Below are 12,621 nucleotides of genomic sequence, written 5' to 3' on the forward strand. Positions count from 1 at the left end.
CAGTTGAATAAGAGTTACGCATATCCGAACACCTCAGATTTGGACGCCATCATAGCGCCTGATTGAAGTGTCCAAAATCATTAGGCCAGTTCAGCTTGCCCGCGAAGGCGGCGGCACTCCAGCATCTCTGCCGACTGACCCAGCGCTTTCGCGAGCAGGCTCTCTCCCACAATGTTCCGTGTTGACCATTGATTCTGTGGTGCCACAAATCCCCGGTGGGAGCGAGCCTGCTCGCGAAGACGGCGGCACATTCAACATCACATTCACCTGACTCAGCGCTTTCGCGAGCAGGCTCGCTCCCACAATGTTCCGTGTTGACCAATGATTTGGTGGTGCCACGACCCCCTGTGGGAGCGAGCCTGCTCGCGAAGACGGCGGTACATTCAACATCTTTGCCGACTGACCCAGCGCTTTCGCGAGCAGGCTCGCTCCCACAGATTCAGTCCTGGCCTCAGTAAGGGCTCGCGGTCGGGCGCACGATCAGTTCGCTGACGTCGACATCCGCCGGTTGTTCGACGGCGTAGGCAATTGCGCGGGCGATGGCTTCGGCGGGGATGGCGATCTTGCGGAATGACTTCATCTCTTCGCGGCCGCCTTCATCGGAAATGCTCTCGGCCAGTTCCGATTCGGTCACGCCCGGTGCGATGACGGTGACGCGGATATCGCCGCCCACTTCCTGGCGCAAGCCTTCGGAAATCGCCCGTACGGCGTATTTGGTCGCGCAGTACACCGCTGCGGTGGGGCTGACCGCGTAGGCGCCGATCGAGGCGATGTTGATGATCTGCCCGGCGCGCTGGCGCTGCATCAAGGGCAGACTGGCGGCGATGCCGTGGAGTACGCCACGGATGTTGACGTCGATCATGCGGTTCCACTCATCGACCTTCAGCGCGTCCAGCCGTGACAACGGCATGACCCCGGCGTTGTTGACCAGCACATCGACGCGGCCGTAATGCTCGACGGCAAAATCGACGAAGCGCTGCACATCCTGCTGATCGGTGACGTCCAGTGCGCGGAACTGCGCGTGGCCACCGGCGCCGTTGATCTCTTCGGCAATCACGGCCAGACGCTCGGTGCGCCGTGCGCCCAACACCACTTTGGCGCCACGTTCGGCGAGCAGGCGTGCGGTGGCTTCGCCGATGCCGCTGCTGGCGCCGGTAATCACGATCACTTTGTCTTGAATGTTCAGCATGATGTCGTCCTCTTCTGTGTGCCCGTGAGTGGGCTTGGAAGAAGATTAAGTGCGGCGGCTCATGGGCTATTAATCGATTCCTCCTCGGGATTTGCCCAATTCTGCTGCATCGCTTTTCGACAGGTTTTCAGGCCCCGCGTGGCGCGTCCCGGTAGGCACTCGGAGTGACCCCGACTTCACGGCGGAACACCTGGGAAAAGTGGCTGGGGCTGGAGTAGCCGACTTCCAGGCCAATGTCGATCACGCTGCGTGCGGTCTCCAGCAACAGATGACGCGCGCGGCTCATGCGCAGGCGGATGAAGTATTGCGAGGGCGATAAACCGGTGGCGCGTTTGAAGGTGCGGCTGAAGTGGTAGTCGCTCAGCCCGGCGATGGCGGCCAGATGACTGAGACTGAAATCCTCCGCCAGATTCGCATTCATGGCTTCGATCACCCGGCGCAGTTTGTAGGCGGGCAGGGCGTTGTCGCGGCGCGGGTTGCTGTCGGGGTCGAGATAATGACGCAGCAAATGGATCGCCAACGCCTGGGCCAGGCTGTGCACCAGCAGTGCACTGGGATGGCGCTGTTCGGTCAGTTCGACGCGCAGTTGCTCAAGAATGAAGCTGACCTGCTCGTCACGCGCACCCGACACGTCGACAAACGTCACTGCACCGGCCTGTTCGCCGAAGGCTTCGCGCGCCGCGTGTTCGATCAAGCCCAGACCAAGATAAAGGTGCATGACTTCGAAGACCTCGCAACCTTCGGTTTGCCAGCGCATTTCGTAGGGTTCCCGGGTGTTGGTCAGGAAAAAATCGCCCGCCGTGACCTGGCTCGCCTGCCATTCTCCGCCCAACGAACGTTCTTCGACCCGGGCAGTGCCGGCCAATACCAGCACGAGCAGCGGTTCGGCCACGCAGGGCACGCGGATCGGCTCAAGCAGGGTTTGATGGCGGAACAGCTGCACCACTGCATCCTTGATCTGCGGCTGGGGTGCCTTCGTTTCTGCAACACCGGGCAAATGCTCTGGCATGGCTTCGGCGGCGATGCGCGCGGGCTGGCTGATTGTCGGTGTAGCAGGGCTGGCAGAGGGCACAGGACGCTCCATGAAAAGCTTCGGCTGCGGAATGATTTTGAAGGTTAGGGCGGGCGAACGAGAAACTCCAGCGCAAAACTCCGACAGTCCCGGCAATCGCCCGAAAGCCCGGCGGCGGCCAGTGCGCGACAGTGAAGCCGTGTTCACGACCGCGCCATCAGGCGCAACACCGATTCGCTATCGAGGAGTTAAAACCATGACTGATTTCAACCACACCCTGCCCCAAGAAGTCGCCGGTAAAGTTGCACTGGTCACTGGCGCGGCCAGTGGCATCGGCAAGGCGATTGCGCTGATGCTGCACGCTCGCGGCGCCAAGGTGATTGCCGAAGACCTCAACCCGGCTGTCGAAGCACTGGCTCGTCCCGATCTGGTGCCGCTGGTGGCGGACATCACCGAGGACGGCGCCGCCGAACGCGCAGTAGGTCTTGCCGTCGAGCAGTTCGGGCGCCTGGATATTCTGGTCAACAACGCCGGGATCATCATCAACAAAGCCGTGATCGACATGAGCCGCGACGACTGGGAAAAGATCCAGGCAGTCAATGCCACGGCCGCCTTCCTGCACTGCCGCGAAGCGGTGAAAGCGATGATCCCGAACAAGTCCGGTGCGATCGTCAATATCGCCTCCTATGCCTCGTACTTTGCCTTCCCGACCATCGCCGCCTACACCGCTTCCAAAGGTGCGCTGGCACAACTGACCCGCACGCTGGCCTTGGAAGTCATCGAGCACGGCATTCGCGTCAATGCCATCGGCGTCGGCGATGTGGTGACTAACATCCTCAATGACGTGGTCGAGGACGGCCCTGGCTTCCTCGCGCAGCACGGCGAAGCGGCGCCGATCGGTCGGGCGGCGCAGCCGGAAGAAATTGCCGAGATCGTCACCTTCCTCGCCTCCGACCGCGCCAGTTTCATGGTCGGCTCGGTGGTCATGGCCGATGGCGGCATGACGGTAATGGCGGGTTGATAGTGGCGTGAGAAGCCACGGGCGCGTGTGATAACGCGCCCATGGCTTTGCCACGATCATGAGCACGCAGAATCAGGCAAACCTGCAGCATCTTTGATCTAGTCGCCGCTGGGTAAAACTGGCTAATCTTCCTTCGCAGTTGACCCACCTTCGTCTGCTTTCGAGGCCCTTTGCATGGATAACCACGACGCTTCCATCCTCCACGACACGGCGGTGTATCGCGCCGAGCTGGTGCGCTTGCTGACTCAGCGCTTTGATGCGCCGGGCACCTACGAAACCGCGATTGCGCCGCTGCACGTGATCCGTCTCGATGGGCCGTCCGAGCTGATCCATGTCGTGCACCGCCCGGCGCTGTGCCTGATCGTGCAGGGGCGCAAGGAAGTCGGGCTGGGCGACGAACGTTTCCTCTACGACCCGTTGAATTACCTGGTGGTGTCGGTGACGTTGCCGGTGTCGGGACGGGTGATTGAAGCCTCACCCGAGGCGCCGTATTTTTGCGTACGGCTGGATTTCGATCCGGCACAACTGACGCAACTGATTGCCGAATCACCGCTGACCGGCATGCCGCAGGACGCCGGGCGCGGGATGTTTCTCGACAAGATCGACGTGACCCTGCTCGACACCATGCTGCGTCTGGTGCGCCTGCTGGATAATCCGCGCGACATCGGCATGCTCGCGCCGATGGCGTTGCGCGAGCTGTATTACCGCCTGCTGCGCGGCCAGCACGGGCATCTGCTGTATGAAATCGCCGTCAACGATTCGCAGACCCACCGGGTCACGCGCGCTATCGACTGGCTGAACAAGAATTTCACCGAGCCGCTGCGTATCGACGCGCTGGCGCAGGTGGCCAACCTGAGCAACTCGGCGCTGCATCACCGCTTCAAAGCCGTCACCGCCATGAGTCCGCTGCAATATCAAAAACAGCTGCGCCTGCAAGAGGCACGGCGGCTGATCATCAATGAAGGGCTGGACGTGTCCAGCGCCTGTTACCGCGTCGGCTACGAAAGCGCTTCGCAATTCAGCCGCGAATACAACCGCCAGTTCGGCTGCCCGCCGTCCAAGGAACTCAGCCGCCTGCGTCAGACCGGTTGATTACCGCGCGGGTCCTGCCCATTGCTCACGAAACCCCAGCAGAAAATCCACAAACGCCCGCACCCGCTGCGGCACATAGCGGCCGTGCGGGTAGAGCAGGGTGTAGGGGCGCGAACGTCCGGCGTACGGTTGCAGCACTTCAATCAGGCGGCCATCGGCGAGTTCTTGCTCGACGATGAAACGGTAAGTCTGAAACAGCCCGGCGCCGTGTTTGGCCAGTGTCACACCGCCGAGTACATCGTCGGAACAGGAATAGCCACCGTCGGAAATCACTTCCAGGTCCCGGCCGTTTTCCTGAAACAGCCAGGAAATCCGCCGCCCGCTGCTGGGCAATTCGAACTGGATGCACTCATGCGCGATGAGATCGTCCAGCGTCTGCGGCGTGCCGGCTCTATGCAGATATTCAGGTGCGGCGACCACCACCAGGGCGGCGTCTTCCAGCAGGCGCGCGATCAGGGTCGAGTCCGGTTGTGCGCGCACGCGTATCGCCAGGTCGTAGCCCTCTTCAACGAAGTCGATATTGCGGTTGCCCAAGTGCACGTCGACCGTGACCTCGGGGTACAACGCGCGAAATTTCGGTAGCAGCGGCAGGATGCGGTGATGCCCGTAGGTGGTTGGCAGGCTGATGCGCAGTCGACCCGATGGCGAAGTCTGCGCGCCCATGACTTCCTGCTGCGCTTCGACCAGTTGCGTCAGCGCCTGGCTGCATTGTTCGAAGAAGCTCCGGCCGGCGTCGGTGAGGCGAATGCTGCGCGTGGTGCGGGCAAACAGTCGCGAACCCAAGCGTTGCTCCAGACGCAGAATCGACCGGCTCACCGCAGCGGGCGTGACCCCGGCCAGTTGCGCGGCAGCGGTGAAGCTGCCGGCTTCGGCGGCCAGGCAGAACAGTTCGATACTGCCTAACTGCAAATCTTCAAAATGGCGTTTCATTGTGGCTCGCACCGAGGATCGACGGACGTTCATCCTCTGTGTACCACAACCAACGACGCCGCCGGTATCCACCGGCGGCGTTGCAGGGTTTCGATCAATGGCCGGCGCTCTGGCCACCGTCGACATGCAGGATCTCGCCAGTGACGAAATTTGCCCCGTCGAGGTAGAGGATCGCTTGCACGATGTCGTCGATTTCGCCCATGTGGCCGACCGGGTGCAGGCTGCCCAGCGCCTGATGGGTTTCCTCAGCGTGCATCGGCGTTTTGATGATGCCCGGCGACACGGCGTTGACCCGAATGCCGCGCTTGGCGTACTCGATGGCCAGGGATTTGGTCGCGGCGTTGATGCCGCCCTTGGTCAGCGACGCCAATACCGAAGGCACGCCATCGATTGCATGATCGACCAGGCTGGTGGTGACGCTGACGACGTGGCCGCTGCCGTGTTTTTCCATCTCGGCGATGGCCAGTTGCGAGATGTAGAAGAAGCCGCTCATGTTGGTCGCCACGACCTGGGCATAGTCCGCCTGGCTGTAAGCGGTGAACGGCTTGGCCAGAAAGATCCCGGCATTGTTGACCAGCGTATCGACGCGACCGAAGCGGGCAACAGCGGCGCGAATCACGCGCTCGGCGGTTTGCGGATCGGCAATGTCGCCGGCGACGGTCAGGACATCCGGGTCGCTCGACTCTTTGATCGAGCGCGAGGTGGCGACCACTTGATGGCCAAGGGCGCGAAAGCCTTCGACCAGACCTGCACCAATGCCTTGCGAGGCGCCGGTGATGACAACTACTTTTTTCGATGTGCTCATGATGATTTCCTCTGTCGCTGGCCCGTCAGGATGGCGGGTGGCTGTTGGAGGAGACTTTAGGAAGTTGTGCCGAGTTGATAAATGGGGGCTGAGGTACATCATTTGTACTGTGGTGTATCTAATCAGAGCGGGCCTCGAATGATTGTCCCGTTTGAGTGGACGGTGAAACGCTTTTCAGCCGATTTATCCCTTTGCTGTGCGTCAGTAATCTGTACCCAACTTGAACGCAACAACAAACTTCAAAACTTGAAAAGGGACGCACACCATGACCACTCCAACCTACAACCGCCTGAACAAAGACGACGCTATCGTGCTGCTGGTTGACCACCAGACCGGTCTGATCTCGCTGGTGCAGGACTTCTCGCCGAACGAGTTCAAGAACAACGTGCTGGCGCTGGCGGATCTGGCCAAGTTCTTTGACCTGCCAACCATCCTCACCACCAGCTTCGAACAAGGCCCGAACGGCCCGCTGGTACCAGAGCTGAAAGAAATGTTCCCGGACGCGCCATACATCGCTCGTCCAGGCCAGATCAATGCCTGGGACAACGAGGACTTCGTCAAGGCGATCAAGGCCACCGGGCGCAAGCAGATCATCATTGCCGGTGTCGTGACGGATGTGTGTGTAGCGTTCCCGACCCTGTCGGCACTGGCGGAAGGTTTTGATGTGTTCGTGGTGACTGACGCGTCCGGCACCTTCAACACCACCGTGCAGCAAGCCGCGTGGAGCCGCATGACCCAGGCCGGCGCGCAAATGATGAACTGGTTCTCGGTGGCCTGTGAGCTGCACCGCGACTGGCGCAACGACATTGAAGGCCTGGGTAACCTGCTGTCGCAGCGTATCCCCAACTATCGCAACCTGATGAACAGCTACTCGGCGCTGACGCAGCAGAAGTAAGTTCACGGCCCACGAAAAAGCCTGCTTTTAACAGCAGGCTTTTTGTTTTTCCGACGGCTGCGGCCAACTTGGTTGCTCTGTAGCTTGACCCACCGCTTTCACGAGCAGGCTCGCTCCCACAGTTGACCGTGTTTCCTCAGGAGAAATGCAATTTCCTGTGGGAGCGAGCCTGCTCGCGAAGACGGCGGCACAGTCACCCGAGCAATTCGCTGATCCACTGCATCTCTTGCTTCAGCGCAAGAATTTTGTCCTCCGGCAACGCCTGTTGCGCTCGCGTAAACTGCCCCAACGTCTTCTGCCGCTGACTCAGCCTGCGTTGCCATTTGTGCAGAAATGCCGGGCAGCGCGCCTGCAGATGCAGCGGTCCGAAAAACAGTTCCCTGGCATCGTAAGTCACCGGATCAGAGCCGCGCTCGGCAACGATGATTTCATAGTCGAAGCGATTTTCGTGCAGCACTTCTTCGCAAACGATGCGGTAGCCGTTATCCATCAACCACTGGCGCAGCGCTTGCTCGCCGCCGTTGGGTTGCAGGATCAGCCGTTCGTGGCCATTGAGGTGAGCTTTGCCGTTCTGGAAAATATCGCGAATAGTTTCGCCGCCCATGCCGCACAGGGTGATGGCGCTGATGCCGTCGTCAGGCCTGATCGCCGCCAGACCATCGGCCAGACGCACGCTGATCTGGCCTTGCAGATCGTTGTCATTGACGGTGCGTTGCGCCGCGTGGAACGGCGTGCGCGCGACCTCGCCAGCCACCGCCGCTGTAATCAGGCCTCGGCGCATCAGGGCAACCGGCAAATAGGCGTGATCCGAGCCGATATCCGCCAGCCGCGCGCCGACCGGCACGTGGGCAGCGACGCGCTCCAGGCGCATGGACAATGTCTGTTGGTTCAATGGCGACCCCGTTCACCCAGCGGTGGAAAAAGGGGTGCGACTCTGGCGAGCAACGCTGACGCTGTCAATTGTGCAGGTGAAATCCCCGAACCATCGGCAGCATTGCGCTGCCGATGGGCGCTTGCGCTTAGCCGGCGAGCGTTGCGTTGTCGATGACGAAGCGGTATTTCACGTCGCCCTTGAGCATGCGCTCGTAGGACTCGTTGATCTGGTCGGCGCGGATCAACTCGATGTCGGAAACGATGCCGTGCTCGGCGCAGAAATCCAGCATTTCCTGAGTCTCGGGAATGCCGCCGATCATTGAACCGGCAATGGTGCGGCGCTTGGTGATCAGGTTGAACACGTTCGGCGACGGATGCGGCGATGCGGGCGCTCCGACCAGGGTCAACGCGCCATCGCGCTTGAGCAGGACGAGGAAGGCGTCGAGATCGTGCGGCGCTGCGACGGTATTGAGGATGAAGTCGAAACTCTCGGTGTGTGCCGCCATTTCTTCGGCATTGCGCGACACCACCACTTCGTCCGCACCCAGCGCCTTGGCCGCTTCGCGCTTGGATTCGGAGGTGGTGAAGGCGACGACATGGGCGCCCATGGCGTGGGCCAGTTTGATGCCCATGTGGCCCAGGCCACCGATGCCGACCACGCCGACTTTCTTGCCGGGGCCAGCGTGCCACTGGCGCAGCGGCGAGTAGGTGGTAATGCCGGCGCAGAGCAGCGGCGCGACGGCTGCCAGTTGCGCCTCGGGATGACGGATGCGCAACACATAGCGTTCGTGCACGACGATGTTTTGCGAGTAACCACCGAGGGTCCAGCCCGGTGCGTCCGGGGTCGGGAAATTGTAGGTGCCGATCATGCCGTCGCAGTAATTTTCCAGGCCGGATTCGCAGTCATCGCAGTGCTGGCAGCTGTCGACGATGCAACCGACACCGACCAGATCGCCGACCTTGTAGTCCTTGACGTGATCGCCGACCGCCGAGACGCGGCCGACGATTTCGTGGCCGGGGACGCAAGGGAATTGCGTGCCGGCCCATTCGGCGCGCACCTGATGCAGGTCGGAATGGCAGACGCCGCAGAAGGCGATATCGATCTGTACGTCGTGCGCGGCTGGCGCACGGCGTTTGATCTGCATGGGCTCAAGGGGTTTGTCGCCAGCGTGGGCGCCATAGGCTTGTACGAGCATGTGAGCATCCTCCATGGGTTGTCGGACGCCCATTGTTGCGCCTGGGTCGGAGCGCGAAGTAGTGCATTTCTGTGAAATGCTTGCCTGATTCTGCTGTTGATTGCGCAACCGACAGGCAGCCGTATGGCGACGGCTGCCTGTTCAGGCTCAACGCGGATTGGGCTGGTCGTCCATCTCGGCGTTATCGGTTTCCTGACGTACGCGCTCCGGATCCAGCCCGGTACTGTCATCGTCCAGCGGGATTTCGCCTTCGTTGTCGGGCAGTTCGTCGATGCCGCGTTCCTTCATCGGATCGACCTCGGTACGCCCCGGACTCAGCGGGTCGGGCGTGGTTGGGAGCGGATCGTCACCTTGCTTGCCTTGATCGTTATTCATCTCACACCTCGTCATGGCCGTTTTCTACGGCTTGTGCAGATTGGAGGTGCGGGTGATTTTCGCCGTTCGATTTTTTTGCCTGCCTTCGGTCGCCTCGCAAAAAAGCGGAATTTCTCCGACGCGCGCCGCTCCATAAACCAACAGCCAGAGGCGAGGACGCAATGATGAGCAGCTCATTCAAAGTCGGCGATGCGGTGCGCTGGAATTCCGAGGCGGGCGAGATCCACGGCAAAGTGGTCAAGGTGCACACCCGCGACACCGAGTTCATGGGCCGCCACCGGCCAGCCTCGAAAGACGCGCCGCAGTACGAGGTCAAGAGCGACAAGACCGGCCACCTGGCCATGCATCACGGCGACGCGCTGAAGCACGCTTAGAAACGTGCCAGTCGGTAGGCGTCGGCATTCGGCAACTCGCCGGCCGCGCCTGAGACCATCTGCCCGATCAATTCCGCCGTCACCGCCGCTTGAGTCAGGCCCAGATGCTGATGACCGAAGGCAAGCAAGACCTTGCCGGCGCAAACCTGATCAATCACTGGCAGCGAATCCGGCAGCGACGGGCGAAAGCCCATCCACGGTGTGGCGCCATCAGCGTTCAGGTCCTTGCGAAACAGGCCTTGGCTCAGGCGCTGCAACTGCCAGGCGCGCGCCATGTTCGCCGGCCGCTCCAGTCCGGCGAATTCGACCGTGCCGGCCAGACGCAGGCCTTCGCGCATCGGCGTCATGATGAATTTGCGTTCCAGCGAGGTGACGGGGAACGGCAGACGATCATGTTCGTGCGGCAGCATCAGGTGATAGCCACGTTCGGTGTCCAGTGGTACTTGCTTGCCGGTCAGAGCGGCGGTAAGTTTCGCCGAATGCGCACCGCAGGCCAGTAACACGCGGCCGGCCGTTACGCCGCCATTGCCGGTGACTAATAGCACACCGTTTTCCTGCACGTAGCCGCCCTGAACCTGCTGTTTGAGAAAACTCACGCCGCTGCTGCGCGCCGCCTCGACAAGTGCACGAACCACCCGATAGGGGTCAAGGAAATGCCCTGTTCGCGGGAAAAACAGTCCGCCCCGAATCTGTTCGCTGAGCTGCGGCGCCGTTTCGCGGATCGCCCCCGCTTGCCAATAGTCCACCGGCACCTGCTGCTGATGCAGTCGCGCCTGCAAGGCTTCGATGGCCTGCCGGGATTCAGGTTTTTCGAAGACCAGTAACGAGCCGTCAACCTTGAGCAGATCAGTGCGCTGGATATCGCTGAGCAAGCGCTGCCACGCGTCGAGGCTGCTTTCATTGAGCGCGCGCAAGCCGGCGACGGTTTTCTGAAAAGGCTCGGGCCGCAGATTCAGCAGCAAGCGGGTGAACCACGGCAGGGCGCGCGGCAGGTACTTCCAGTCCAGGCGTAGCGGTCCCATCGGGTCCATCAACATGGCCGGCAAGCGCTTGAGGATCGACACGTCAGCGATAGGAAAGACTTGCTCGGTGGCCAGATGCCCGGCGTTGCCGAACGAAGCGCCATGGCCCGGTTCCTGCTGATCGATGACCACCACCCGCAGGCCCTGGCGCGCCAGACGCAGTGCGCAAGCGACGCCGATGATCCCCGCGCCGACCACGGCGATGTCGTGCGAAGGGTTATTCGCCATGGTGTGTCGCTTCCCGTTGGCCATCGAGCAAGCGCCGAAGGTTGAGCGGATTGGTCTGTTGCAGCGCCGTCGGCAGCAGGCTGTCGGGGAAATCCTGATAGCACACCGGCCGCAGGAAACGCAGGATCGCCGCAGTGCCCACCGAGGTGCTGCGCGCGTCCGAGGTTGCCGGGTAAGGCCCGCCATGCACCATTGCATCGCAGACTTCCACGCCGGTCGGCCAGCCATTGACCAGCAAGCGCCCGGCCTTGCGCTCCAGGGTAGGCAACAACGCGCGCGCCAGTGCAAGGTCGGCGTCGTCCATGTGCAAGGTCGCGGTCAGTTGACCTTCCAGATGTTCGCAGACCTGACGAATTTCCTCGTCACTGCTGCATTGCACGATCAGCGCTGTCGCGCCGAAGACCTCGGCTTGCAAGCTTTGATCGGCAAGAAAATCCGCTGCATCGGTGCTGAAGACATGCGTCTGACACTGATTCGGGCCGCCGCCGACTTGGCCAACCGCTACCGCGCGCGCACGGGGATTGTCTTGCAAAGCCGTCGCGCCTGCTTGATAGGCGCCGAAGATGCCGGGCGTGAGCATGGTTTGCGCCGCGCTGCGCGGGATCAGTTCCGCTATCGCGCCGAGAAACCCGTCGAGCGCAGGGCCTTTGCGGGCAATCAGCAATCCCGGGTTGGTGCAGAACTGCCCGGCGCCCAGTGTCAGCGACGCGACAAACCCTTCGGCCAACGCCTGCGCCCGATTTTCCAGCGCGGCGGGAAACAGCAAAACCGGGTTGATCGAGCTCATTTCCGCATACACCGGAATCGGCTCCGGCCGCACTTGCGCGGCTTTCATCAAGGCCAGTCCACCAGCCCGTGAGCCGGTGAAACCAGCGGCTTTGATGCGCCAATCACTGACCAATGCGATGCCGACTTCGTAGCCAGAATCGAACAACAAGGAAAACACGCCATCAGGCAGACCGCAGGCCTTGACCGCTTGCGCGACTGCGCGGCCGACCAGTTCGCTGGTGCCGGGATGCGCGCTGTGCGCCTTGACGATCACCGGGCAACCAGCCGCCAATGCCGCAGCGGTGTCGCCACCGGCCACGGAAAATGCCAGGGGAAAGTTGCTCGCACCAAACACCGCGACCGGCCCCAAGGCAATCTGTCGTTGCCGCAGGTCGGAGCGCGGCAGCGGCTGGCGTTGCGGTTGCGCACTGTCGACGCGCACGTCCAGCCATTCACCGGCGCGTACCGTGCGGGCGAACAGGCGCAATTGCTGGCACGTGCGCCCGCGTTCACCCTCGAGGCGGGCGCGCGGCAAACCGGTTTCGGCGTGGGCGCGTTCGATCAGTTCGTCGCCAAGGTTTTCGATGTGTTCGGCAATGCTTTCGAGAAATGCCGCACGGGCGCTCAGGCTGGTTTCGCGATACGCATCTTGCGCCGCCCAGGCCAGGGCGCAGGCTTGTTCCACCTGTTCGGCTGATGCCCCGGCGTACTGCGGTTCAAGTGCCTGGTTGGTCGCCGGATCAATCGCGCGAAAGGCTGGACGATTACCGGTCACGGCTTGCTGGCCGATCAGCATGTTGCCCGTCAGAGTCATGGTGTCTTCCTGTGAAATGAGCGAGGC

General features: G+C 61.8%; 13 protein-coding genes. 4 read left to right on the forward strand and 9 right to left on the reverse strand.

The annotated features are described in order from the left end of the window. Positions 1-451: 451 nt before the first annotated feature. Both J2Y39_RS25795 and J2Y39_RS25800 read right to left on the reverse strand, forming a co-directional pair. Positions 452-1,189, reverse strand: a complete 738-nt coding sequence (locus J2Y39_RS25795) for an SDR family oxidoreductase (RefSeq protein ID WP_024012510.1) — start codon at positions 1,187-1,189, stop codon at positions 452-454. A 127-nt stretch (positions 1,190-1,316) separates the two neighbouring features. Next, positions 1,317-2,198, reverse strand: a complete 882-nt coding sequence (locus J2Y39_RS25800) for an AraC family transcriptional regulator (protein WP_310220482.1) — start codon at positions 2,196-2,198, stop codon at positions 1,317-1,319. A gap of 259 nt (positions 2,199-2,457) precedes the next feature. On the opposite strand from J2Y39_RS25800, the gene J2Y39_RS25805 reads away from it, so the two are divergent. Both J2Y39_RS25805 and J2Y39_RS25810 read left to right on the forward strand, forming a co-directional pair. Continuing rightward, positions 2,458-3,222 carry an SDR family oxidoreductase gene (locus J2Y39_RS25805; RefSeq protein ID WP_310220377.1) on the forward strand — a complete coding sequence of 255 codons (765 nt, stop codon included), beginning with the start codon at positions 2,458-2,460 and terminating at the stop codon, positions 3,220-3,222. Positions 3,223-3,396: 174 nt separating this feature from the next. After that, complete coding sequence (locus J2Y39_RS25810) at positions 3,397-4,314, forward strand: AraC family transcriptional regulator (RefSeq protein WP_016774232.1); 918 nt, start codon at positions 3,397-3,399, stop codon at positions 4,312-4,314. On the opposite strand, the gene J2Y39_RS25815 is transcribed toward J2Y39_RS25810, so the two are convergent. Together J2Y39_RS25815 and J2Y39_RS25820 are read right to left on the reverse strand one after the other, a co-directional pair. Next, the gene (locus J2Y39_RS25815) at positions 4,315-5,244 is read right to left on the reverse strand and encodes a LysR family transcriptional regulator (RefSeq protein WP_122699049.1); all 930 of its coding nucleotides are present in this window, start codon (positions 5,242-5,244) and stop codon (positions 4,315-4,317) included. 94 nt (positions 5,245-5,338) lie between these two features. Further along, complete coding sequence (locus J2Y39_RS25820; protein ID WP_016774234.1) at positions 5,339-6,049, reverse strand: SDR family NAD(P)-dependent oxidoreductase; 711 nt, start codon at positions 6,047-6,049, stop codon at positions 5,339-5,341. 265 nt (positions 6,050-6,314) lie between these two features. On the opposite strand from J2Y39_RS25820, the gene ycaC reads away from it, so the two are divergent. Next, on the forward strand, positions 6,315-6,944 hold the full coding sequence (ycaC, locus tag J2Y39_RS25825; RefSeq protein WP_016774235.1) for an isochorismate family cysteine hydrolase YcaC: 630 nt from the start codon (positions 6,315-6,317) through the stop codon (positions 6,942-6,944). A 193-nt stretch (positions 6,945-7,137) separates the two neighbouring features. Here ycaC and J2Y39_RS25830 read toward each other — a convergent pair whose 3' ends face one another. The 3 genes from J2Y39_RS25830 to J2Y39_RS25840 form a co-directional block, all read right to left on the reverse strand. Beyond that, positions 7,138-7,836, reverse strand: coding sequence for a tRNA (adenine(22)-N(1))-methyltransferase TrmK (locus tag J2Y39_RS25830; protein WP_257221805.1), 699 nt, complete (start codon positions 7,834-7,836; stop codon positions 7,138-7,140). A 127-nt stretch (positions 7,837-7,963) separates the two neighbouring features. Next, the gene (locus J2Y39_RS25835) at positions 7,964-9,013 is read right to left on the reverse strand and encodes an NAD(P)-dependent alcohol dehydrogenase (protein WP_310220381.1); all 1,050 of its coding nucleotides are present in this window, start codon (positions 9,011-9,013) and stop codon (positions 7,964-7,966) included. Between the two features lie 147 nt (positions 9,014-9,160). After that, positions 9,161-9,388, reverse strand: a complete 228-nt coding sequence (locus J2Y39_RS25840) for a hypothetical protein (protein WP_056784730.1) — start codon at positions 9,386-9,388, stop codon at positions 9,161-9,163. A 164-nt stretch (positions 9,389-9,552) separates the two neighbouring features. On the opposite strand from J2Y39_RS25840, the gene J2Y39_RS25845 reads away from it, so the two are divergent. Next, positions 9,553-9,762, forward strand: a complete 210-nt coding sequence (locus J2Y39_RS25845) for a DUF2945 domain-containing protein (RefSeq protein WP_051600414.1) — start codon at positions 9,553-9,555, stop codon at positions 9,760-9,762. On the opposite strand, the gene J2Y39_RS25850 is transcribed toward J2Y39_RS25845, so the two are convergent. Next, positions 9,759-11,012: an FAD-dependent oxidoreductase gene (locus tag J2Y39_RS25850; RefSeq protein WP_310220383.1), complete on the reverse strand. Its 1,254-nt coding sequence runs from the start codon at positions 11,010-11,012 to the stop codon at positions 9,759-9,761. The two genes, J2Y39_RS25845 and J2Y39_RS25850, sit on opposite strands and share 4 nt — an antisense overlap. Then, the gene (locus tag J2Y39_RS25855; RefSeq protein ID WP_310220385.1) at positions 11,002-12,594 is read right to left on the reverse strand and encodes an aldehyde dehydrogenase (NADP(+)); all 1,593 of its coding nucleotides are present in this window, start codon (positions 12,592-12,594) and stop codon (positions 11,002-11,004) included. The genes J2Y39_RS25850 and J2Y39_RS25855 overlap by 11 nt, the downstream gene beginning before the upstream one ends. Positions 12,595-12,621 lie beyond the last annotated feature (27 nt).

It is taken from the genome of Pseudomonas sp. 2957 (assembly GCF_031456345.1).
GTDB lineage: Bacteria > Pseudomonadota > Gammaproteobacteria > Pseudomonadales > Pseudomonadaceae > Aquipseudomonas > Aquipseudomonas siliginis.

Bases quoted from the DNA above. Each gene is read 5' to 3' on its own strand.
- J2Y39_RS25795 (WP_024012510.1), bottom strand. From the start codon at position 1,189: ATGCTGAACATTCAAGACAAAGTGATCGTGATTACCGGCGCCAGCAGC.
- J2Y39_RS25800 (WP_310220482.1), bottom strand. From the start codon at position 2,198: ATGCCAGAGCATTTGCCCGGTGTTGCAGAAACGAAGGCACCCCAGCCG.
- J2Y39_RS25805 (WP_310220377.1), top strand. From the start codon at position 2,458: ATGACTGATTTCAACCACACCCTGCCCCAAGAAGTCGCCGGTAAAGTT.
- J2Y39_RS25810 (WP_016774232.1), top strand. From the start codon at position 3,397: ATGGATAACCACGACGCTTCCATCCTCCACGACACGGCGGTGTATCGC.
- J2Y39_RS25815 (WP_122699049.1), bottom strand. From the start codon at position 5,244: ATGAAACGCCATTTTGAAGATTTGCAGTTAGGCAGTATCGAACTGTTC.
- J2Y39_RS25820 (WP_016774234.1), bottom strand. From the start codon at position 6,049: ATGAGCACATCGAAAAAAGTAGTTGTCATCACCGGCGCCTCGCAAGGC.
- ycaC (WP_016774235.1), top strand. From the start codon at position 6,315: ATGACCACTCCAACCTACAACCGCCTGAACAAAGACGACGCTATCGTG.
- J2Y39_RS25835 (WP_310220381.1), bottom strand. From the start codon at position 9,013: ATGCTCGTACAAGCCTATGGCGCCCACGCTGGCGACAAACCCCTTGAG.
- J2Y39_RS25840 (WP_056784730.1), bottom strand. From the start codon at position 9,388: ATGAATAACGATCAAGGCAAGCAAGGTGACGATCCGCTCCCAACCACG.
- J2Y39_RS25845 (WP_051600414.1), top strand. From the start codon at position 9,553: ATGAGCAGCTCATTCAAAGTCGGCGATGCGGTGCGCTGGAATTCCGAG.
- J2Y39_RS25850 (WP_310220383.1), bottom strand. From the start codon at position 11,012: ATGGCGAATAACCCTTCGCACGACATCGCCGTGGTCGGCGCGGGGATC.
- J2Y39_RS25855 (WP_310220385.1), bottom strand. From the start codon at position 12,594: ATGACTCTGACGGGCAACATGCTGATCGGCCAGCAAGCCGTGACCGGT.